Raw genomic sequence first — 22,116 nt, forward strand, 5'->3', positions numbered from 1 at the left:
TCCGGACGCGCCGTCGCCTTGAATCAATGAATCCGCCCGCGCGCCCGGCCAGCCATGGCCCGGCCCCGGCCCCGCAACGAACCGCTCCGCAGTCAGTCCCATGAACAGCTACTTCTCCCACATCGCGCCGATCCGCTACCAAGGCCCCGCCACCGACGAGGCCCTGGCCTTCCGCCACTACGACAAGGACCGCATCGTCCTGGGCAAGACCATGGCCGAGCACCTGCGCTTCGCGGTCTGCTACTGGCACAGCTTCTGCTGGAACGGCCTGGATCCGTTCGGCGGCGGCACCTTCGAGCGCCCCTGGTTCCAGGGCGGCTCGCCGATGGAGCTGGCCCGCCAGAAGGCCGATGCCGCCTTCGAATTCTTCGAGAAGCTGGGCGCGCCCTACTACTGCTTCCACGACCGCGACGTCGCCCCCGAGGGCGCCACGCCCAAGGAAAGCCACGACAACCTGCTGCGCCTGGTCGACGTGCTGGGCGAGCACCAGCAGCGCACCGGCATGAAGTTGCTCTGGGGCACCGCCAACCTGTTCAGCCACCGCCGCTTCATGGCCGGCGCCGCGACCAACCCGGATCCGGAGCTCTTCGGTCTGGCCGCGCTGCAGGTGCGCGACGCGATGGACGCGACGATGCGCCTGGGCGGCGAGAACTACGTGCTGTGGGGCGGCCGCGAAGGCTATGAAACCCTGCTCAACACCGACATGGGCCGCGAGCTCGACCAGATGGGTCGTTTCCTCAACATGGTCGTCGAGTACAAGCACCGCAAGGGCTTCAAGGGCACCATCCTGCTCGAGCCCAAGCCGCGCGAGCCCTCCAAGCACCAGTACGACTTCGACAGCGCCACCGTCTACGGCTTCCTGACCCGCTACGGCCTGGAGAAGGAAGTCAAGGTCAACATCGAGGCCAACCACGCCACGCTCTCGGGCCACAGCTTCGAGCACGAGATCGCCACCGCCGCGGCGCTGGGCATCCTGGGCAGCATCGACATGAACCGCGGCGACCCGCAGCTGGGCTGGGACACCGACCAGTTCCCCAACAACGTGCCCGAGCTGGCGCTGGCGATCTATCACATCCTGCAGGCCGGCGGCCTGGGCAGCGGCGGCTTCAACTTCGACGCCAAGGTGCGCCGCCAGTCCATCGACGCCGAGGACCTCTTCCACGGCCACGTCGGCGGCATGGACGTCTGCGCCCGCGCGCTGCTGGTGGCCGAGCAGATGATCGTCGACGGCCGCCTGGCCGCCCATGTCTCGCAGCGTTATGCCGGCTGGGACACGCCGGCGGCGCGCGAGATCCTCGATGGCCGCGTGCCCCTGGACCAGCTCGCCGATCGCGTGCTGGCCCGCAACACCGATGTCGCGCCGCGATCCGGCCGGCAGGAGTACCTGGAGAACCTCGTCAACCGTTTCGCCGGCTGAGCGCCGGCCGCGGCGGACCGCGTCGTCCAGCGGTCCCCGCCGATCCCCGATCCCGACCGTCCTTCCCCGTTCCCGAGCCCAAGCAGTCCACCTCCCCGCCCGAGGTCGCGCCGTCAGAGCGGACCCGCACCTAACAGACTGGAGACATCATGAGCAATCGCCAACGGACCGCCGTATCCGTCGCCGCCGCGCAGGCGGCCGTCCTCCTCGGTGGCCTGGCCGCCGGCATCGCCTTCGCCCAGACGGCGCCCGCGCCCGCCCCCAAGCCGGACCCCAAGCCCGAAGCGCAGATCGAGACCGTGGTCGTCTCGGGCAAGCGCGCCGCGCTGAGCTCGGCCCAGAAGATCAAGCAGAACTCCGACGAGATCGTCGATTCCATCGTCGCCGACGACATCGGCAAGCTGCCCGACCGCTCGGTCACCGAGGTGCTGCAGCGCATCGTCGGCGTCACCATGGACCGCACCATGGCCAAGGGCGACCCGGAGCACTTCTCGGTCGAAGGCTCCGGCATCAGCATCCGCGGCCTGACCTACGTCCGCTCCGAGATGAACGGCCGCGATTCGTTCTCCGCCAACGGCGGCCGCTCGCTCAACTTCGAGGACGTGCCGCCCGAACTGATGGCCGCGGTCGACGTCTACAAGAACCCCTCCGCCGAGCAGATCGAAGGTTCGATCGGTGGCCTGGTCAACTTGCGCACCGCGATGCCGTTCGACTTTGACGGCCTCAAGACAGCGTTGTCGCTGCAGACCACCTACTCGGACCTGAAGGAGAAATCCTCGCCAAGCGTCTCCGGCATGGTGAGCAACCGCTGGAAGACCGACCTGGGCGAGTTCGGCGCGCTGGTCAACATCGCCAGCTCGCGCAGCGGCACCCGCACCGACGCCTTCCAGGTCGAGCCCTACTACCCGCGCACCGACGCGGTGGTCGGCCAGGATCCCAACACGACGCTGTGGATCCCCAAGGGCTCGCAGTGGCGCACGCTGGAATTCGACCGCAAGCGCCAGGGCCTGTACGGCGCGCTGCAGTGGAAGAAGGACGACGTCGACTCCAGCCTGACCTACTTCCGCAGCAAGTACCGGATGCAGTGGGACGAGCGCGCCATCTTCGCCCAGTCCGACCCCTACAAGCTGCAGGTCGCCAACGGCGAGTTCGGCAAGAACGGCCAGCTGCTCTACGGCACGCTGACCAACAACGATGGCTCGGGCATCAACTTCGGCGCCGACACCCGCAGCGCCTACCGCAACTCCGAGACCCAGGACCTGGCCTGGAAGCTGAACTGGCGCGCCAATGAACAGTGGTCCTTCTCGTCGGACCTGCAGTACATCCGCGCGACCACCGACAGCTTCGACTCCACCGTCGCCACCGGCGTGCAGATGCCCGAGGAGACCATCGACATGCGCAGCGGTCGGCCGCAACTGATCTTCAGCGACGCGCAACGCGCGGCGCTGGTCGATCCGGCCAACTACTACTGGGCCTTCACGATGGAGCACAAGGACAAGTCCAAGGCCACCGAGAAGGCCTGGAAGGGCGATGCCCGCTACAAGTTCAAGGACGAGGGCTTCCTGCAGGACCTGCGCTTCGGCGTGCGCTTCACCGAGCGCGACGCCACCACCACCAACACGGTGCCGGGCTACAACTGGTCGCCGATCTCCCAGCCCTGGCAGATCGGCTGGGACATCAACCACCTGGCCTTCCTGAACGATCCGCGCTTCAGCGCCGATACCTACGTCCACAACTTCAACAACTTCTTCAGCGGCAAGGCCTCGGTGCCGTCGCTGATCTTCCCGACGGTCTCCACCACCTCGGGGTATCCGGACAGCTACGCCGCGCTGCACAAGTACCACGACATCCTGTGCGCCGAGCAGCACGGTGGCGACACCTCGTCCTGCACGCCGTGGGCGCCGGCCTCCTTCGGCACCGACCCGTCCGGCACCAACGACCAGCATGAGAAGACCCAGGCCGCGTTCGCGCAGCTGCGCTTCGCGATGGACGATTGGCGCTTCCCGGTCGACGGCAACATCGGCCTGCGCCTGGTGCGCACCCAGTCGCGCGCCAACGGCTACACCGTGTTCACCGGCAAGCAGGTGCCGGATGGCGCGACCGGCGTGCCGGTGCCGGTGATCCCCAACTTCTCGGAAGCGGGCACCTTCAACAACACCTACACCAATGCGCTGCCCAGCCTGAACCTGCGCATGAAGGCCAGCGAGAAGCTGCAGTTCCGCTTCGCGCTGGGCAAGGGCATCTCGCGGCCCGACTTCAGCCAGCTGCAGGCCTACACGACGATGTCGCAGGACTTCACCTCGACGACGACGAACGGCCAGACGGTGGTGAGCAACGTGACGCAGACCGGCACGGCCTCGGGCAACCCGATGCTCAAGCCGATCAAGTCGACGCAGGGTGACGCGACGGCCGAGTGGTACTTCAGCCGCACCGGCTCGCTGACCTTCGCCGCGTTCCACAAGCGGCTGAGCGACATCATCATCAACCAGACCTACCTGAAGCAGATCCCCGACGCGACGGGCCAGCTCCAGGACTTCACCGTCACCGGCCCGATCAACGGCGCCCGCGGTCGCGCCACCGGCTTCGAGCTCGCGTTCCAGACCTACTTCGACAGTCTGCCGGGCTGGCTGGCCGGCTTCGGCATCCAGGCCAACTACACCTACGTCGACAGCAAGACCAAGCTGTACAACCCGGTGAACAGCGCCTACTGCTCGGGCGGCAACTCGGCGGCCAACCTCAACCTCAACCTGAACGGTTGCGACACCGACGGCCGCACCTTCGGCAACCTGCCGCTGCAGAACCTGTCGAAGAACGCCTACAACCTGGCGCTGCTGTACGACCGCGGCGACATCTCCGCGCGCCTGGCCTACAGCTGGCGCTCGAAGTACCTGCAGGCGGTCAACGTCAACGGCACGCAGGGCGGCGACGGCACCGACACCAACCCCGACAGCAGCACCAACGGCCAGCGCAACGTCGCCTGGGGCCTGCCGGTGTGGGCCGATGCCTACGGCCAGCTGGATGCGGGCGTGTACTACAAGTTCAACGACCACGTGACCTTCGGTCTCGAGGCGCAGAACCTGACCAACGCGACCTACAAGCAGCTGATGCAGCAGCACATCGGCACCATGGGCCGCGCCTGGTTCGACACCGGCCGCCGCTACACGCTCACCGCCCGGATGAGCTTCTGAGGCCCTGACGCCTCGTTCCCTCCGCCCCGGCTGCGGCGCCCGCGCGCCCGGCCGGGGCCGTCAAGGAAAGGACTGTCCCGGATGACGCCCCGCTCCCGCCCCGCCCACCGTGTCCGCGCCGCCGTGCTGGCGACGCTCGCGGCCCTGACCGCCGCCCTCGCCGGCACCGCCGCCGCCGCGGAGCTGCCGCGGCTGGTCGAGCGCGACGGGCGTCATGCGCTGCTGGTGGACGGCAAGCCCTTCCTGGTGCTGGGCGCGCAGGTGCACAACTCGAGCAACTCGGTCGAGGCGCTGCAGCAGGTGTGGCCGGCGATGGCCGATGCCAAGGCCAACACCGTCGTCGTGCCGGTGGCCTGGGAGCAGGTCGAGCCCGTCGAGGGCCGTTTCGATTTCTCCTTCGTGGACGCCCTGCTCGCGCAGGCGCGCGAACGCGGTGTGCGGGTCGCGCTGCTGTGGTTCGCGACCTGGAAGAACACCAGCCCGCAGTACGCGCCGGCCTGGGTCAAGCTGAACAACACCCGCTTCCCGCGCATGCTCGATGCGCAGGGCAAGCCGAGCTACTGCCTGTCGCCCTTCGGTGCCGAGACGCTGGCGGCGGACAAGCGCGCCTTCGTCGCGCTGATGACCCACCTGAAGCAGGTGGACGAAGCGCAGCGCACCGTGATCATGGTGCAGGTGCAGAACGAGGTCGGCACCTACGGCCTGGCGCGCGACCATGGCGCCGCCGCGAATCGCGCCTTCGCCGCCGAGGTGCCGGCCGAGGTGCTGCGGCTGCAGAAGCCCGACCCCGCGCTCCACGGCAAGGCCACCAAGGCTGACAAGGCCAGGGGCACCTGGTCCGCCGTCTATGGCGACTACGCCGAGCAGTATTTCCACAGCTGGGCGATCGCGCGCTACATCGGCGAGATCGCCGCGGCCGGCCGCCAGGCCTACGACCTGCCGATGTTCGTCAACAACGCGCTGCGCGACCCGCTGGCACCGATGGCGCCGTGGAAGTCGGACTTCGCCAGCGGCGGCCCGACCCACGACGTGATCGGCATCTACAAGGCCGCCGCGCCGAAGATCGACATCGTCGGCCCCGACATCTACATGCCGGAGTCGGCCAAGGTCGAGGCCATCCTGGGCCAGTTCCAGCGGCGCGACAACGCGCTGTGGGTGCCGGAGATCGGCAACGCCGAGACCTACGCCCGCTACCACTACGCGATCCTGGGTCGGGGCGCGATCGGCGTCGCGCCCTTCGGCGTCGACTACGCCGACTACAGCAACTACCCGCTGGGCTCGCCCTACACCGACCGCCGCATGACCGCGCCGATCGCCGCCGTCTACGGCAGCTTCGCGCCGATGGCCTCGCAGTGGGCGCAATGGTCGCTGGAAGGCCGCACGCACGGCGTGGCCGAAGGCGACGACCGCCAGCCGCAGACGGTCGCGCTCAAGGGCTGGACCGCCAAGGTCAGCTTCGGCGAATGGCAATTCGGCGAGCGCAGCTGGCCGCAGCTGAAGGACGAGGTCCCGCCCTCGGCCGCGAAGCCGTCCGGCGGCGTCGCCATCGCGCAGATCGGCGACGACGAATTCATCGTGACCGGCCAGCGCGCCCGCGTGCGCTTCGAGGGCGATGCGTCGTTCAAGGGACTGGGCACGATGCTGATCCACGCGCAGGAAGGCCGCTTCGGCCCGGACGGCCGCTGGACCACCACGCGCAACTGGAACGGCGACCAGGTCGACTGGGGCCTCAACCTGCCGGCGACGCCCACGGTGCTGCGCGTCAAGCTCGGTCGCTACTGATCCTCGAGGAACCGCGCATGCAACGCCGCCGCTTCATCGCCCGCACCGCCGGCCTGGCCGCTGTCAGCGGGGCCCTGCCCGCCGTGCCCGCGCTGTCGGGCGCGCTCGCCGCGACCGTCGCCGGCGGCACCGGCGCCGTGCCCTACGACTGGCGCAGCGTGCCCTTCGGCGGTGGTGGTTTCGTCGACGGCTTCGTCTTCCATCCGCGCGAGGCCGGCCTGCTGTACTGCCGCACCGACATCGGCGGCGCCTACCGCTTCGATCCGAAGGCGCGGCGCTGGTGGCCGCTGCTGGACCACCTCGACAAGGCCGACGCCGACCTGATGGGCGTGCTGAGCGTCGCGGTCGATCCCAACGATGCCGACCGCGTCTACCTCGCCTGCGGGCTCTACCTGGGCAAGGACGTGCGCGATGGCGCGCTGCTCGCGTCCAGCGACCGCGGCCGCACCTGGACCCAGCACGAACTGAAACTGAAGATCGGCGGCAACTCGCCCGGCCGCGGCAGCGGCGAGCGGCTGCAGGTCGACCCCTGGGTGGGCGAGGTGCTCTACCTCGGCAGCTCGCAGGACGGCCTGCTCAAGAGCACCGACCGCGGTCGCAGCTTCCAGCCGCTGGCCTTCCCGGCCAGGCATGTCTCGCTGGTGCTCGTCGATCCGGCGAGCGGCGCGGCGGACAAGGCGGCCTCGCGGCTCTACGTCGGCAGCCACGATCAAGCGGGGCTGTATGTCTCCGAGGACGGCGGCCGCAGCTTCGCCCGCGAGCCCGGCACGCCCGCGATGGCGCCGCAGCGCGCGGCCATCGGGCCCGATGGCGTGCTCTACGTGAGCTTCGCCGGCAGCGACGCGCCGCAGGCGGTCAATCCGAGCTACGCGTCGCGCGGCGCCGTGTGGAAACGCGAGCCGCGCGGCGGCAAGGCTGTCTGGACCGAGATCACGCCCGTCAAGCCCGGCGAAGGGCTGAAGGGCTTCGGCTACTCCGGGCTGGACGTCGACCGCCAGCGGCCCGGTCGCCTGATCGTGTCGACGATCGAGCGCTGGGGCGACGGCGACGACCTCTTCCTCAGCGAGGACGGCGGCAGGAGTTGGACCGCGATCGGCGCCCGCTCCAAGCACGACATCGAGTCCCGCCCCTGGCTCGCCAACTACAAGCGCGCGACGCGCCGGCCCGATCCGATGGGCCACTGGATCGCCGATGTGAAGCTCGATCCGCAGGACGGCGGCCGCGCGGTCTACGGCACCGGCTACGGCGTGTGGATGACCGACTCGCTGGCCGCGGCGACGCGTTCTCCGGCCGGCACGGTGGCGTGGCGCTTCGAGGTCGAGAACCTCGAGGAGACGGCGACGCTGGAGATCAAGAGCCCGTCCGGCGGCGCGACGCTGCTGGCGGCGATGGGCGACGTGTCCGGCGCGGCCTGGGACGACCTGGCGAAGAACCCGTCGACCGGCCTGTTCGCGCCGAGCAACGAAACCAACCGCTCCGTCGACGCGGCCGAGCTGGAGCCGCGCGTGCTGGCGCGCACCTCGGACCATGCGCCGACCGGCGGCTACGTCTCCGTCGATGGCGGCGTGAACTGGCGCGCCTTCGGCCCCTCGCCGCGCGACGCGAAGAACGCGCAAGGCCATCGCGCGCCGACCGGTCTCGTGGCCGTCAGCGCCAAGGGCGGCTTCCTGGTGTGGGCGCCGGAGCGCCAACCGGCGATGTGGTCCAAGGACAAGGGCCGCAGTTGGTCGCTCTGCGAGGGCTGGCCCGCGGAGCGCAGCCCGCTGCTCGCGCCGGTCGCGGACCGCGCGGTGGAAGGCGTCTTCTACCTGCTCGACCGCGCGCAGGGACGCGTGCTGATGAGCGTCGATGGCGGCCAGCGTTTCCAGCCCGCCGTCAACGGCCTGCCTCAGCTCGGCGACTGGCAGTACGCGCAGATGCTGTGCGCGCCGGGCCGCGGGCGCGACCTGTGGTTCGCACTGCCCAACGGCCTCTTCCACCTGCCCGCGGCCGACCAGCCCTTGCAGCCGGTCAAGCCGGTCGCCGAGGCCTGGATGATGGCGCTGGGCAAGGCGGCCACGGGCGCCTCCTACCACGCGATCTATGTGTGGGGCCGCGTGTCGGTCGGCGGCGCATCGCCGGTCGAGGGGCTGTTCCGCAGCGACGACGAAGGCCGGAGCTTCATCCGCATCGGTGACGACCTGCACCGCTACGGCCGCCTGCTGTCGATGGCCGCCGATCCGCTGGAGCACGGCACCGTCTTCCTCGCGCCGCATGGACGCGGCATCGTCGTCGGCAAGCCGAGGACGGGCTCATGAGCATGCACGGCCCGAGCGCCGCCCATCGGATCGCGCCGGCCACGGGCCCGCTCGCCCGGCTGCTGGTGATCGCGGCGACGACCCTCGCCGCGATCGCAGCGCCTTTGGGTGGTGTGCTGGCCGGCGCGCTGGGTGGCGCGGCAGGCGGCGCCGCGGGCGTGATGCTCCTGGGCGCGCTCGCCCCCGCCGAGGCAATGGCCTCGGAGCTTCGCCTGTTCGAGCGCGCGCCCGCGCCGGACACGCCGGAAGGCTGGGAGCGCCAGGCGCTGCCCATCGGCAACGGTCGCCTCGGCGCGATGTTGTTCGGCGGGCTGGCGCGCGACCGGATCCAGTTCAACGAGAACACCCTGTGGGTCGGCGACAGCCGCACCATGGGTGCCTACCAGCCCTTCGGCGACCTGGTGCTGACGCTGCCCGGTCACGACGCCGAGCCCGCGGCGGCCAGCGGCTACCGGCGCGAGCTCGACATCGGTGACGCGCTGCACCGCGTCAGCTACACCCACGGCGGCACGCGCTTCACGCGCGAGGTGCTCGCCAGTCATCCGGCGCAGGCCATCGTGCTGCGCCTGAGCGCCGATCGCGGCGGTCAGTACAGCGGCAGCCTCGCCTTGACCGATCGCCATGGCGCGCGCGTGCTCGCGCACGGCGCCGGCACCGAGGACGGCGCGCGCCTGACCGCCACCGGCGCGCTCCCCAATGGCATGCGCTACGCGGCGCAGGCGCGCGTCATCGCCGAGGGCGGCCTGCTGCGCGTCGAGGGCGGCCGGCTGGTCTTCCAAGGCTGTGACGCCTTGACGATCGTGCTCGGCGCCGGCACCAGCTACCTGCCCGACGCGGCCAAGGCCTTCGACAGCGGCGTCGATCCGCTGCCGCGCGTCGCCGCGCAGGTGACGGCCGCGTCCGCGCAGCCCTGGACGACGCTGCGCGCGCGCCATGTCGCCGACCACCAGCGCTTCTTCGCGCGGGTCGCGCTCGACCTCGGCCGCAGCGACAACGAGCGCCGCGCGCTGCCGACCGGCGAGCGCCTGCGGCGCTACACCGCCGAAGGCGGCGATCCGGAGCTCGAGGCGCTGCACGCGCAGTACGGTCGCTACCTGCTGATCGCCAGTTCGCGGGATTCGCTGCCGGCCAACCTGCAGGGCCTGTGGAACGACAGCCTCACGCCGCCGTGGAGCTCGGACTACCACACCAACATCAATGTCCAGATGAACTACTGGCCGGCGGAGACGGCCAACCTGGCGGAGATGGCGCGGCCCTTCCTCGCCTTCGTCCAGAGCCAGATCCCGATGTACCGGCGCGCGGTGGCCGAGGCCGCCGCGCTCGCGCAGGCCCGTGACGCGGCGAGCGCCAGCGGGGCGGCAAGCGCCGCCGCTTCCAGCGAGCCGATTCCCATCGGCGCCTTCGCCGGCGAGGCCCGGCCGCCCGAGGAACGCTTCCTCACCGCGCAGGGCCGCCCGGTGCGCGGCTGGACCGTGCGCACCGAATCCAACCCGTTCGGCGGCATGGGCTACCTCTGGAACAAGACCGGCAACGCCTGGTACCTGCAGCACTTCTGGGAGCATTACGCCTTCGGCGGCGACCAGCGCCAGCTGCGCGAGGTCACGCTGCCGCTGATGAAGGAAGTCGTCGCGTTCTGGGAAGACCAGCTCAAGCCGCTGCCCGATGGCCGGCTGGTCGCGCCGATGGGCTGGTCGCCGGAGCACGGCCCGGTCGAGGACGGCGTCAGCTACGACCAGCAGATCCTGTGGGACCTGTTCAACAACGCAGTGGCCGCCGCGGATGCGCTCGGCACCGAGCGCGCCTGGCGCGATCACGTCGCCGCGCTGCGCGACCGCCTCGCCGGGCCGAAGGTCGGCAGCTGGGGCCAGTTGCTCGAGTGGCTGGACGAGAAGTGCGATCCCGTGCTCGACACGCCGGGGGACACCCACCGCCATGTGTCGCACCTGTTCGCGCTCTTCCCGGGACGGCAGATCTCGCCGGCGCGCACGCCCGCGCTGGCCGCCGCGGCGCGTCGCACGCTGCAGGCGCGCGGCGATGCGGGCACCGGCTGGTCGATGGCCTGGAAGATGGCCTTCTGGGCGCGCCTGGGCGACGGCGACCACGCCTACCGCATGCTGCGCGGCCTGCTGGCCACGCCGGGCGCGCGCGCCGCGCAGCAGGCCGGTCCGGGCACCGAGTCCAACAACGCCGGCGGCACCTATCCCAACCTGCTCGACGCGCATCCGCCGTTCCAGATCGACGGCAACTTCGGCTACACCGCCGCGGTCATCGAGATGCTGCTGCAGTCGCATGCCGGCGAGCTCCAGTTGCTGCCCGCGCTGCCCGCGGCCTGGCCGGAAGGCCGCGTCAGCGGACTGCGCGCGCGCGGTGGCGTCGAGGTCGACCTCGCCTGGTCCAAGGGCCGGCTCAGCGCGGTCACGCTGCGCGCGCCGGCGGCCTCGGCGGATGGCTTCACCGGCACGCGGCGCGTGACCGTGCGCGCCGGCACGCACCGCACCACGCTGCAGCTCGAACCCGGCGCGACGCGCCGCCTCGACGCCCGGCTCCGGCCGGTGCGATGAACCCGATGTCCTCGATCGTTTCGCCCCTCCCGCCCCCCGAGACCATGAAGTTGAGCCCGATCCTCCTGTCCGCGTCCGCCGCCCTCACCTGCGCGACCACCGGCGCGCAGGCCTCCGACGCGCCGCCCGCGCCCGCCGACGAACTGCGCGTCTTCGTCGGCCAGCCGATGAAGGGCTACCAGCTGACGATCGGCGACTTCGAGCGCAGCGCGCCGCTGACCGGCGATCGCGCCGACTCGCCCCCGGCGCCCAAGCCCGAGTCCCCGAACACCCGGATCTCGGCCCGGCGCAGCGGCAAGGACGGCGCGCGCGACGCGGTCACGATGAGCTGGCAGGACGCCTGGTATGCGAGCCTGCGCGTGACCGGCGACACGCCCGTCGACCTGCGGCCTTACCTCGCGCACGGCACGCTGGAGTTCGACATCAACGTCAAGGACCTGAGCCAGGGCGGGCTCTCGTTCAAGCTGGCCTGCGGCGACGGCTGCGAGCGCAAGCTCAACTTCCTGCTGCCGGGCCGCGCGCTCGAAGGCCAGGGGTGGCAGCGGCTGTCCTTCGCGCTGTCGTGCTTCCATCGCGACGGCGACGACTTCAGCCGCGTCACGCTGCCGTTCTCGGTCGAGACCGGCGGCCGCGGCGAGCTGTCGATCGCCAACGTGCGCGTGCTGCGACGCGGCCAGCCCAACGCGGTCTGCCCGAACTACCGCACCGAGTCGGTCACGCCCTCGCCGCTGCTGCAGTCCTGGTCGCTGGACTGGTGGATGCCGCGCCACGAGCAGAAGCTGGCCGCGATCCGCGCGATGCGCGAGGCGGGCAAGAACCCATCGGTGGTGTTCATCGGCGACTCCATCACCCAGGGCTGGGAGGATGCCGGCAAGGCGGTCTGGGCCGAGCACTACGCGCGCTACGACGCGCTGGACCTGGGCTTCGGCGGCGACCACACCGAGAACGTGCTGTGGCGCCTGCAGCATGGCGAGATCGACGGCATCGCGCCCAAGGTCACCGTGCTGATGATCGGCACCAACAACACCGGCGACCGGCAGGACGAGCCGACGGCCACGGCCGCCGGCATCCGCCGCCTGATCGACGAGATCCGCATGCGCCAGCCCGCCAGCAAGATCCTGCTGCTGGCGATCTTCCCGCGCGATCCCAAGCCCGACGGCCGCGGCCGCCGCCTCAACAACGAGATCAATGCGCTGATCCGCGGCTTCGCGGACGGCGAGGTCGTCCACTTCCTCGACATCGGCGCATCACTGACGAATCCCGACGGCACGCTGTCGGCCGAGGTGATGCCCGATTGGCTGCACCCCTCCGAACGCGGCTACCGCCTCTGGGCGGAAGCGATGAATCCGACGCTGCTGCGTCTCCTTGAAGTCTCCCGCTGAGCCGGCCCTGTCCGCGCCGGCCCCGATCCACCCTGACCCATGAGCAGTCCCTTGAGTTCCACCACCGCTCCCTCGCCGCTGTTCCCGCTGACGCCGCTGCCGGCCTTCGGTTACGCCTCGCCCTTCCCGGCCAGCTTCGTGTTCGGCGTCTCCGCCTCCGCGCCGCAGATCGAGGGCGCCGCCTTCGAAGGCGGCAAGGGCGAGTCCAACTGGGACCGCTTCAGCCGCCAGCCCGGCGCCGTCCATGGCGGCGACACGCTGGACGTGGCCGTCGACCACTACCACCGCTTCGACGAGGACTTCGCGCTGATGGCCTCGCTGGGCCTGAAGGACTACCGCATGTCCATCGCCTGGCCGCGCATCATTCCCGACGGCACCGGCGCGGTGAACGAGGAAGGCATCGCCTTCTACCGCCGCCTCTTCGCGAGCATGCGCAAGCACGGCATCACGCCCTGGGTCACGCTGTTCCACTGGGACCTGCCGATGGCGCTGGAGGAGCGCGGCGGCTGGACCTCGCGCGAGACCGTCGACGCCTTCGCGCGTTATGCGGAGGTCGTCGTGAAGGCCTTCGCCGATGATGTGAAGCACTGGATCACGCTCAATGAGATCCGCTGCTTCACGATGCTGGCCTACGGCTTCGGCACCAAGGCGCCGGGCCGCCGCGAGCCCGAGGCGGTCGTCAACCAGACCTACCACCACGCGATCGTGGCCCATGGCCACGCGGTGCGCGCGGTGCGCCAGCATGGCGGCCCGGGTGCCCAGGTCGGCCTGACCGACAACTGCGACGTCAGCGTGCCGGTCAGCGAAAGTCCCGAGGACATCGCCGCCGCGACGGCCTGGTTCCGCGACCGCAATGCCCACATCCTGGGCGCGATCCACGCCGGCCACTATCCCGAGTCCTACCTGAAGCGCGTCGGCGCCGCCGCGCCCAAGGTGCTGCCCGGCGACTTCGACCTGATCAGCCAGCCCACCGACTTCCTGGGCCTGAACATCTACACCGGCCACTACGTGCGAGCGGCCGACAACGAACAGGGTTACGAGCAGCTCGCGCTGCCGAAGAACTATCCGCGCGCCGATCCGCCCTGGCTGCACCTGGTGCCGCAGTCGATGTACTGGGCGCCGCGGATGGCGGTGCAGCTCTACGGCCACCGCTCGATCTACATCACCGAGAACGGCTGCGGCTACGACGACGAGCCGGTGACCGACGGCGAATGCCACGACCTGCACCGGCGCGACTTCGTGCGCGGCCACCTGCGCGAGCTGCATCGCGCGATCGGCGACGGCGTGCCGGTGAACGGTTATTTCCTCTGGTCCTTCATCGACAACTTCGAATGGGAGGACGGCTACCAGCGGCGCTTCGGCATCGTGCATTGCGACTACGGCACGCAGGTCCGCACGCCCAAGCTCTCGGCGCGGTATTACGCCCGCATCGTCCAGGAACGCCGCATCCTCTGAGGCCCGCCATGAGCGCCACCAGCCTGACCTCCTCCGACTCCGGCACCGCGCCGGCGCCGCACGTGATCCGTCCCGCCGACCGCGTGCCAATGCCGCAGAAGGTCGGCTACGGGCTCGGCTCGATGATCGACCTGTGGGGCCACTGGCTCTATGCGTCGCTCGCCTTCCACGTCTTCAACGTGTTCCTGGGCGTCGCGCCGGGCCTGATCTCCACGGCGCAGATGATCAAGATCTTCATCGACGCCGCGTCGGATGCGATCTTCGGCTGGATCTCCGACAACACCCGCACCCGCTACGGCCGGCGCCGGCCCTTCATCCTGGTCGGCGGCGTGCTGGCGGGCATCGGCCTGCCGCTGATGTTCGCCGTCGGCCGCGGCTGGACGGACATGCAGTACTTCATGTTCATGGTCATCTCCACCGCCATCTACGTGCCGGTGATGAGCTGCTTCAACATGCCCTGGCTGAGCCTGGGCTCGGAGATGACGCCCGACTATCACGAGCGCACCAACGTGATGTCGATCAAGAACGCGATCCAGAAGGCGCCCGAGCTGGCGATGTTCTTCGCCGCGCAGTTCACGACGCTGGCCTGGTTCCACGACGCCGACGGCAAGCCCGACATCCTGCGCGGCGCGCAGACCTACTGCGCGCTGCTGGGCGCGGTGATGGTGGCGGTGTCCATCGTGATGTTCATGACGGTACGCGAGCGCTACTACGAGAAGCTGGTGGCGCATTCGCAGACGCACATCCCCTTCGCCGACACGCTGTGGCGCACGCTGCGCTGCCGGCCGTTCCGGCACATCCTGGGCATGATGCTGGCCTACGGCATCGGCACGGCGATGGTGTCGGCGCTGGGCTACTACGCCACCGTCTACTACGTCTGCAAGGGCGACATCGCGCTGGCGACCAAGTGGAACACCGCGATGGGCGTGGCGGGCATGGTGTTCGGCTTCCTCGGCATCCCGTTCTTCAACTACATCGCGCGGCGCCACGGCAAGCGCGCGGCGCTGGCGCTGGTGCTGTCGCTGGCGATCTGCGCCTTCATCGGCGACTGGTGGCTCTACGACCCCGAGCGCCCCGCGCTGCAGCTGCTGGCCTGTGGCTTCGTCGCCTTCACCGGCGCGGGCTTCTGGACGCTCTACGGCTCGACGGTGGCCGACGTCATCGACTACGACGAGCTGCAGACCGGCCAGCGCCGCGAGGGCTCGTTCGCGGCCTGCCAGTCGTGGATCTCCAAGGTCGGCATCGCGCTGGGCGTGGGCGCGTCGGGCTGGATCCTGCAGTTCACCGGCTTCGATTCGAAGCTGCCGGTGCAGAGCGACCACGCGATCTTCATGATCCGCATCCTGCTGTCGGCCATCCCGGTGCTGGGCCTGCTGCTGGCGCTGATCTCGGTGTCGCGCTTCGAGCTGACCGAGCGCGGCATGGCCGAGATCCGCGCCCGCCTCGAGGCCCAACGCGGCGCCGTCTGAGGCGCGCCGGCCGGTGCCGGCGCCCGCTGTCCCTCTGCTGTCTATCGAGTTTTCCAGAGTCCTCACCGGACCATGCGCGCGACCGCGCGCATGCCCATCACAAACTCACGGAGACAAGACGATGAAGGCAAAAACCCTGGCCGCGCTGCTGATGGCGGCGACCGGCCTGACGAGCGGACTGGAGGCGGGCGCGCAGAGCTGCTCGCCGACGGCGATCAAGCCCTACGTCAGGGTCGGCAGCGGCGCCTGGAGCAACACCTCGTCGGCGACGGTGGCCGCCGGCGGCACGCTGACGCTCGGACCGCAGCCGACCAGCGGCGGGTCGTGGTCCTGGACCGGCTGCGGCGCATCGGCCAACACGCGCGAGCTGGGCCTGACCGCCAAGGCCAGTTGCACCGCGGTGGCGACGTACACCAACAGCTGCGGCGCCAAGTCGACGCAGAACTTCGTGCTCACCGTGCCCGGCATGCGGGACCTGACCAGCCTGCAACTGTCCAAGCTGATGGGCGCGGGCTGGAACCTGGGCAACTCGCTGGAGGCCATTGGCGGCGAGACCGCATGGGGCAATCCGGCGGTGACGCAGTCGATGTTCAACGCGGTGAAGGCGGCCGGCTTCAAGACGGTGCGGATCCCGGTGTCCTGGAAGCAGTACGCCGATGCCAACGACAACATCAGCGCGACCTGGATGGCGCGCGTGACGCAGGTCGTCAACTACGCGCGCAATGCCGGCCTGTACACGATGATCAACATCCACTGGGATGGCGGCTGGATGCAGCCGACCTATGCCCAGCAGTCGGCGGTCAATGCGCGCATCACCAAGTTCTGGACGCAGATCGCCAACAACTTCAAGGGCTACGACGACACGCTGCTGTTCGCGGGCACCAACGAGGTGATGGTCGACGGCGACTACGGCACGCCGACGGTCGAGTACTACACGGTGCAGAACAGCTTCAACCAGACCTTCGTGAACGCGGTGCGTGCGACCGGCGGCAACAACCTGGCGCGCCACCTGATCGTGCAGGGCTTCAACACCAACATCGACCACACGGTGAATTTCGCGACGATGCCGAGTGACTCGGTGGGCCGCCGGTTGATGATGGAAGTGCACTTCTACGACCCCTACAACTTCACGTTGAACCAGAACAGCAGCATCTGGCAATGGGGCGCGGGTGCGACCAGCGCGGCCAACACGGAGACCTGGGCGAACGAGGCCTACATCGACGGCCAGTTCCAGAAGATGAAGACGCGCTTCGTCGACCAGGGCATCCCGGTGATCCTGGGTGAGTTCGGCGCGATCCGCCGCACCGAGTACGCCGGCGCGGAGACGTATCGCACGGCGTGGGACCGCTACGTGGCGCGCGCGGCGTGGACGCGTGGCGCGGTGCCGGTCTACTGGGACGCGGGTTATCCGAACGACAACCACAGCATGGGGCTGTTCGACCGCAACACCGGCGCGGTGGTCTATCCGTCGATCGTGAGCGGCATCGTCGACGCGGCGAAGTGAGGGTGCGCGCGGCGGCGCTTCCACTTGCCTACGCATGGGAATCCCGCTTGCCGCAGGGCCAGGGGCGGCGAGCGCCAGCCGCCCGGCGGCGCGTCCCGAGGACGCGCCGCTCCCCGCAACGACTCTCCCCTGCACGCCATGCCGCAAGACGATCAGTTGAAGAAGGAAGCCCAGCGCCTCGCCGGTGAAGCCAAGCACCCCAGCGAGAAGCTGCCGACCTACCAGGAGCTGCTGGACAGCGCCATCGAGGACACCTTCCCGGCGAGCGATCCCATCGCTGTCGGCGGGGCGACCAAGATCGCCGAGCCGCACACGACCCTGCGCGACGCGAAGGACTGGACGCTGAAGCCAGGCAGCGAAATGCCGCCGGGCGGCGATGCGGCCCCGACCGCATCGGCCGGCGGGCCGGAGCTGTCCGCGCCCTGCGAGGGTTTCGTCGAGCGCCCGATGACCCTGCAGGCCACGGTCGAGGACGCGGTGCAGGTGCCTCGCGGCCCCTGCACGATCGAGCAGAGCGAGCACCGCGCGGTGCTGCGCTGGACCGAGGACGGCCAGGACCGCTGCGGCTCGATGGCGATCGAGGACTATCGCGACCGCCTCGCCGACGGCGCCTTGCGTCGCGGTGAGCGACGCGACGCGGGATGAGCGACGCCGAGCCCGCGCATGCGTCGAGCGCCGGCTGGGACAGCCGCGGCTGACACCAGCGCCCTCAGCGCCGCGGCTTCGCCACGAACCAGCGACGCGCGTCGTCGAGGGCCCTCGGTGCGTCGAACCCGTGGTCGCGCAGCAGTGCCGCGATCGCCGATTCGTCGAGCGGCACCAACGCGAAGGCATGCGTCCACGCGTCATCGCCCATGACGTAGCGCAGCGTCATGCGGACTTGCTCGATTCCGTCGACGGTGGCGCGCGCCAATGCAGCCACGTCGATCGACAGTTCGCTCGAACGGCTCAGCGGCCCGAGGGCGGCGGTCCGCAGCCAGTGGGCGTCCTGGCATTGAAGGATCAGTTGGCCGTGCGGCGCGACATGCCGGCCGGCGGCGGCGACGAAGGCGCACCGGACGGTGGCATCGGCGTGATTGATGAGGCCGCTGGGCAGGAGCACGACATCGAAGCGCTCGGCGAGATCGAGTTGCCCGATGTCGGCGTGGATGCGGCGCACGCGGTCGGAGACGTGGGCCAGCATCTCCGCGGAGTTGTCGACCCCGGTCACGTTGCAGCCGAAGTCCAGGAGTCGATGGGCGAGCAGACCCGTGCCGCAACCGAGATCGAGGACGGAGGCGCCAGGGAGGAAGTGCGAGCGGAGGTGATCGATCTCGCCGGCGTACCTGGCGCGGCGGTAGAGCTCGACGGAGCAGCCGTCGTGGGTCTGGCTGCCCGGGCCGGTGCCGGTGAAGTGGGGTTCGCGGGTGGCTTCCATGTCGTGCGTCGCAGTGTGCGTTGGCGGGGACTTCCGGGCCGATCACGTCCGACCATCGGAGGCGAGCGCCATTCTGATACGCGGCCGCGCGCAGGCCCACCGGTTGCCCACCGATTCACATGTACTTCGAAGGCTTTTCCCTGGCCCGCGCCACGTTGTCGCAAGCAACGCTCCGCTATCGACAGGGCGGATCCGGTGATCCCGCGGTGCTCCTGCTTCATGGGCATCCGCGCACGCACGCCACCTGGCACGGCGTCGCGCCGATGCTTGCGGAGCGTCATTCGGTGGTGTGTCCGGATCTGCGGGGTTATGGGGAATCGAGCAAACCACCGAGCGACGCGCGCCACGCGCCGTACAGCAAACGGTCGATGGCCTCGGACCTGGTGGAGTTGATGGCGCAGCTGGGGCATCGTCGATTCATCGTTGCCGGCCACGACCGCGGCGCCTACGTCGCCCTGCGATTGGCGTTGGACCATCCGGACCTGGTCCGCGGCCTTGTCATCCTGGACGCCGTGCCGATCTCCGAGGCCTTGCGTCGCTGCGGTGCCGAATTCGCTCAAGCCTGGTGGCACTGGTTCTTCTTCGCTCAGCCGGACAAGCCCGAGGCGGCCATCAATCGCGATCCCAATGGTTGGTACGGTGATCCCGAGCAGAAGCGCCGCCTGATGGGGGACCGCGCTTTCGAGGACTACCAGCGGGCCATCCACGATCCGTCCACGGTCTTCGCCATGCTGGAGGACTATCGCGCGGGACTGGGCATCGATCGCGAGCACGAAGAGGCCGATCGAGCCGCCGGGAGGAAGGTGCAATGCCCGCTCCTGTTCGGATGGGCCTCCGGCGACGACCTCGGCAGGCTGTACGGCGATCCCGTCGAGATCTGGCGGGAGTGGTGCGACGACGCGGTGACCGAACAGGTCTTCGACTGCGGCCACCACATCGCGGAGGAACAGCCGGAGCAACTTGCTCGCACCATCCTGGGTTTCGCGAAGGGCCTGGAAGACGCGGCATCGCGAAGCTAGCCGCAGGTCTTCCCTCGAGTTCGGCCGAGGCCGGGACTGGCTCCGCGCCCTCCCGGTTCCGTTTAGACGCGTTGGACTTGTTTAGTAAATCGAGATAAAGACAGCGCTGGACAACCGTTCCGATTGACCCTCACGGCAGGGCCGATCTATAACGAAACCCCGATGACAGAACGACTGGCGGGCAAGCTCGTCTTGAAGATCGTTCTTCACGAGGTGTTTAGTAAATGTTCACGCGTCCATGAGCCAAGTCACGATCCGAGACATCGCGCAGGCGACCGGTCTGTCGTCCGGCACCATTTCGCGCGCGCTCAAGAACCAGGCGGGCATGACCGATGCCACCCGCCTCAAGGTCCAGGACGCCGCCCAGCGGATGGGCTACGACTTCTCCCAGCTGCGCAAGGTGCGCATCCGGCGCATCGCCTTCCTGCTGCACAGCCAGCACAACACGCTGGCCTCCAGCCCCTTCTTCTCGCCGGTCCTGCATGGCGCCGAGGAAGCCTGCCGGCGCGAGGGCATCGCCCTGTCCTTCAACGTGGTCGGTCCCGCCGCGCCGGTGATGGAGCAGATCCGGCTGCATCAGCCCGACGCGCTGCTGTGCGCCGGCTTCTTCGAGCCCGAGGTGCTCGCCGCGCTGAAGCAGACCGGCAAGCCCATGGTGCTGATCGACATGCAGCAGCGGGGCTTCACCTCGGTCAATCCGGACAACGCGATGGGCGGCTACCTCGCCACCCGGCATCTGCTGCGCAGCGGCCGGCGGCGCATCGCGATGCTGTCCGGGTCGCTGGCGCACTTCAGCATCGAGCAGCGCAACCGCGGCTTCCGTCGTGCGCTCTTCGAGTCCAGGACGCTGGCCGATCCCGACCTCGAGGTCATCGTTCCCCAACTGGGCGACGGCGACAGCGGCGTCGTCGAGGCGATGCAGCGCCTGCTCAGCCTGCCCAGGCCGCCCGACGCCGTGCTTTGCTACAACGACAGCACGGCCCTCGTGGCGATGGCCCATTGCCGCGGCCAGGGCATCAAGGTGCCGCAGGACATCGCCATCGTCGGCTTCGACGACATCAGCGGCGCCGCCACCAGCGTGCCGCCGCTCAGCACGCTGCGGGTGGACAAGGAGGCGCTCGGCGCCGCCGGCGTCGACCTGCTGCTGCGGCTCAAGCCCGAGGACCCCATCGAGGAACTCGTCCTGCCGGTCGACCTGGTCGTGCGTGAAAGCAGCTGCGACGACTAGCGCCCTGCCTCCCGCGTCCCCCGAGCCACTGCGGGCCGGCATCGCGGCGTGACGCCGCAAGGCCTTGAACCCCTGCGCATCGACGCAGTGACGCAGCGAAGGCGTCACGGCGATCCCATCACGAGACGGAGACAACATGGAACACGTATCCCCCCGCCCCGCCGCGGCCGCATCGGGCGCGGCCGCCGGCCCCGCCACCAGTGACAGCGGCCACAGCGGCGCGCTGGTCATCGTCACGGTGCTGTTCTTCATGTGGGGGCTGATCACCTCGCTGAACGACATCCTCATCCCTCACCTCAAGGCCATCTACACGCTCAGCTACGTGCAGGCGATGATGGTGCAGTTCTGCTTCTTCGGCGCCTACTTCATCGTCTCGCTGCCCGCGGGCGCGCTGATCCGGCGCCTGGGCTACCAGCGGGGCGCGGTGGCCGGCCTGCTGATCGCGGCCGTCGGCTGCGCGCTGTTCTACCCGGCCTCCTTCGGCGGCTACGGCCTGTTCCTGCTGGCGTTCTTCGTGCTGGCCTCGGGCATCACGGTCCTGCAGGTCGCCGCCAATCCGTACGTGACCGTGCTCGGTCCGGCCCGCACGGCCTCGAGCCGCCTCAACCTCACCCAGGCCTTCAACTCGCTGGGCACCACCATCGGTCCCGCCGCCGGCGGCCTGCTGATCCTGTCCATCTCGGGCGCCGCCGCCGGCGCGGCATCCACCGTGCGCGGCCCCTATCTCGCGCTGGCCGCCGCGCTCGCGCTGCTCGCGCTGTTCTTCCTGAAGGCCAGGCTGCCGCGCATCGAGGACGGCGAGGACCTCGCCCTGGACGGCGAAGGCCACGGCTCGGCCTGGGCGCACCGCCATCTGGTGCTGGGGGCGATCGGCATCTTCCTGTACGTGGGCGCGGAGGTGAGCATCGGCAGCTTCCTCATCAACTTCCTGGGCGAAGGCAACATCGCCGGCCTGGCGCATGCCGACGCCGCGCGCTACGTCAGCCTGTACTGGGCCGGCGCCATGGTCGGACGCTTCATCGGCTTCGTCGTGATGCGCTCGGTGAGCCCGGGCCGGACGCTGGCCTTCAACGCCCTGGTGGCGATCGCGCTGGTGCTGACCGCCACCTTCGGCCACGGCAGCGTGGCGATGTGGGCCATCCTGGCCGTGGGCCTGTGCAACTCCATCATGTTCCCCACCGTCTTCAGCATGGCCATCCACGGCCTGGGCCGGCACACCGGCCAGGGCTCCGGCATCCTGTGCATGGCCATCGTCGGCGGCGCCATCGTGCCCTTCGCGCAGGGCGCGCTGGCCGACCACCTGGGCGTGCAGCTGTCCTTCCTGCTGCCCGCCGCCTGCTATGCGTTCATCCTCTACTTCGGGGCGCGCTACGCCTCGATGTATGTGAAGCAGTGAA

14 protein-coding genes are annotated in these 22,116 nt (G+C 69.7%); 13 read left to right on the forward strand and 1 reads right to left on the reverse strand.

Annotated elements, in window-relative coordinates; genetic code table 11:
* Positions 1-100 precede the first annotated feature (100 nt).
* The 10 genes from xylA (at position 101) to FHT38_RS19625 (ending at position 17,700) form a co-directional block, all read left to right on the forward strand.
* Entirely contained in the window at positions 101-1,417 is a 1,317-nt protein-coding gene (xylA, locus tag FHT38_RS19580) for a xylose isomerase (protein WP_091727597.1), read from the forward strand.
* A gap of 149 nt (positions 1,418-1,566) precedes the next feature.
* Positions 1,567-4,605, forward strand: a complete 3,039-nt coding sequence (locus FHT38_RS19585) for a TonB-dependent receptor (RefSeq protein WP_183492959.1) — start codon at positions 1,567-1,569, stop codon at positions 4,603-4,605.
* Between the two features lie 81 nt (positions 4,606-4,686).
* On the forward strand, positions 4,687-6,387 hold the full coding sequence (locus FHT38_RS19590; RefSeq protein WP_183492960.1) for a DUF5597 domain-containing protein: 1,701 nt from the start codon (positions 4,687-4,689) through the stop codon (positions 6,385-6,387).
* Positions 6,388-6,404: 17 nt separating this feature from the next.
* A complete protein-coding gene (locus tag FHT38_RS19595) occupies positions 6,405-8,684 on the forward strand; it encodes an exo-alpha-sialidase (protein WP_183492961.1) in 2,280 nt (759 codons plus the stop codon).
* On the forward strand, positions 8,681-11,245 hold the full coding sequence (locus FHT38_RS19600; RefSeq protein WP_255488866.1) for a glycosyl hydrolase family 95 catalytic domain-containing protein: 2,565 nt from the start codon (positions 8,681-8,683) through the stop codon (positions 11,243-11,245). Before FHT38_RS19595 ends, FHT38_RS19600 begins: the two co-directional genes overlap by 4 nt.
* 50 nt (positions 11,246-11,295) lie before the next feature.
* A complete protein-coding gene (locus tag FHT38_RS19605; protein ID WP_183492962.1) occupies positions 11,296-12,627 on the forward strand; it encodes a GDSL-type esterase/lipase family protein in 1,332 nt (443 codons plus the stop codon).
* Between the two features lie 51 nt (positions 12,628-12,678).
* Positions 12,679-14,082, forward strand: a complete 1,404-nt coding sequence (locus tag FHT38_RS19610; protein ID WP_221213858.1) for a GH1 family beta-glucosidase — start codon at positions 12,679-12,681, stop codon at positions 14,080-14,082.
* 8 nt (positions 14,083-14,090) lie between these two features.
* Positions 14,091-15,551: an MFS transporter gene (locus tag FHT38_RS19615; protein WP_091727621.1), complete on the forward strand. Its 1,461-nt coding sequence runs from the start codon at positions 14,091-14,093 to the stop codon at positions 15,549-15,551.
* Positions 15,552-15,672: 121 nt separating this feature from the next.
* A complete protein-coding gene (locus tag FHT38_RS19620) occupies positions 15,673-17,055 on the forward strand; it encodes a glycoside hydrolase family 5 protein (protein ID WP_183492964.1) in 1,383 nt (460 codons plus the stop codon).
* A gap of 138 nt (positions 17,056-17,193) precedes the next feature.
* Entirely contained in the window at positions 17,194-17,700 is a 507-nt protein-coding gene (locus tag FHT38_RS19625) for a hypothetical protein (protein ID WP_091727630.1), read from the forward strand.
* Between the two features lie 64 nt (positions 17,701-17,764).
* Here the strand turns inward: FHT38_RS19625 and FHT38_RS19630 are convergent, their stop codons facing one another.
* Positions 17,765-18,472, reverse strand: coding sequence for a bifunctional 2-polyprenyl-6-hydroxyphenol methylase/3-demethylubiquinol 3-O-methyltransferase UbiG (locus FHT38_RS19630; protein ID WP_183492965.1), 708 nt, complete (start codon positions 18,470-18,472; stop codon positions 17,765-17,767).
* Between the two features lie 119 nt (positions 18,473-18,591).
* Between FHT38_RS19630 and FHT38_RS19635 the strand changes: the two genes are divergently transcribed.
* From FHT38_RS19635 to FHT38_RS19645, 3 genes are all read left to right on the forward strand, one after another.
* The gene (locus tag FHT38_RS19635) at positions 18,592-19,491 is read left to right on the forward strand and encodes an alpha/beta fold hydrolase (protein WP_183492966.1); all 900 of its coding nucleotides are present in this window, start codon (positions 18,592-18,594) and stop codon (positions 19,489-19,491) included.
* A gap of 238 nt (positions 19,492-19,729) precedes the next feature.
* Positions 19,730-20,719, forward strand: a complete 990-nt coding sequence (locus tag FHT38_RS19640) for a LacI family DNA-binding transcriptional regulator (RefSeq protein WP_091727636.1) — start codon at positions 19,730-19,732, stop codon at positions 20,717-20,719.
* A gap of 136 nt (positions 20,720-20,855) precedes the next feature.
* On the forward strand, positions 20,856-22,115 hold the full coding sequence (locus FHT38_RS19645; RefSeq protein WP_183482690.1) for a sugar MFS transporter: 1,260 nt from the start codon (positions 20,856-20,858) through the stop codon (positions 22,113-22,115).
* The last annotated feature ends 1 nt before the right edge of the window (position 22,116 follow it).

Source organism: Mitsuaria sp. BK041 (assembly GCF_014193085.1).
Classification (GTDB): Bacteria; Pseudomonadota; Gammaproteobacteria; order Burkholderiales; family Burkholderiaceae_C; genus Roseateles.

Bases quoted from the DNA above. Each gene is read 5' to 3' on its own strand.
- FHT38_RS19595 (WP_183492961.1), top strand. From the start codon at position 6,405: ATGCAACGCCGCCGCTTCATCGCCCGCACCGCCGGCCTGGCCGCTGTC.
- FHT38_RS19625 (WP_091727630.1), top strand. From the start codon at position 17,194: ATGCCGCAAGACGATCAGTTGAAGAAGGAAGCCCAGCGCCTCGCCGGT.
- FHT38_RS19630 (WP_183492965.1), bottom strand. From the start codon at position 18,472: ATGGAAGCCACCCGCGAACCCCACTTCACCGGCACCGGCCCGGGCAGC.
- FHT38_RS19620 (WP_183492964.1), top strand. From the start codon at position 15,673: ATGAAGGCAAAAACCCTGGCCGCGCTGCTGATGGCGGCGACCGGCCTG.
- FHT38_RS19585 (WP_183492959.1), top strand. From the start codon at position 1,567: ATGAGCAATCGCCAACGGACCGCCGTATCCGTCGCCGCCGCGCAGGCG.
- FHT38_RS19645 (WP_183482690.1), top strand. From the start codon at position 20,856: ATGGAACACGTATCCCCCCGCCCCGCCGCGGCCGCATCGGGCGCGGCC.
- xylA (WP_091727597.1), top strand. From the start codon at position 101: ATGAACAGCTACTTCTCCCACATCGCGCCGATCCGCTACCAAGGCCCC.
- FHT38_RS19635 (WP_183492966.1), top strand. From the start codon at position 18,592: ATGTACTTCGAAGGCTTTTCCCTGGCCCGCGCCACGTTGTCGCAAGCA.
- FHT38_RS19600 (WP_255488866.1), top strand. From the start codon at position 8,681: ATGAGCATGCACGGCCCGAGCGCCGCCCATCGGATCGCGCCGGCCACG.
- FHT38_RS19615 (WP_091727621.1), top strand. From the start codon at position 14,091: ATGAGCGCCACCAGCCTGACCTCCTCCGACTCCGGCACCGCGCCGGCG.
- FHT38_RS19590 (WP_183492960.1), top strand. From the start codon at position 4,687: ATGACGCCCCGCTCCCGCCCCGCCCACCGTGTCCGCGCCGCCGTGCTG.
- FHT38_RS19640 (WP_091727636.1), top strand. From the start codon at position 19,730: ATGAGCCAAGTCACGATCCGAGACATCGCGCAGGCGACCGGTCTGTCG.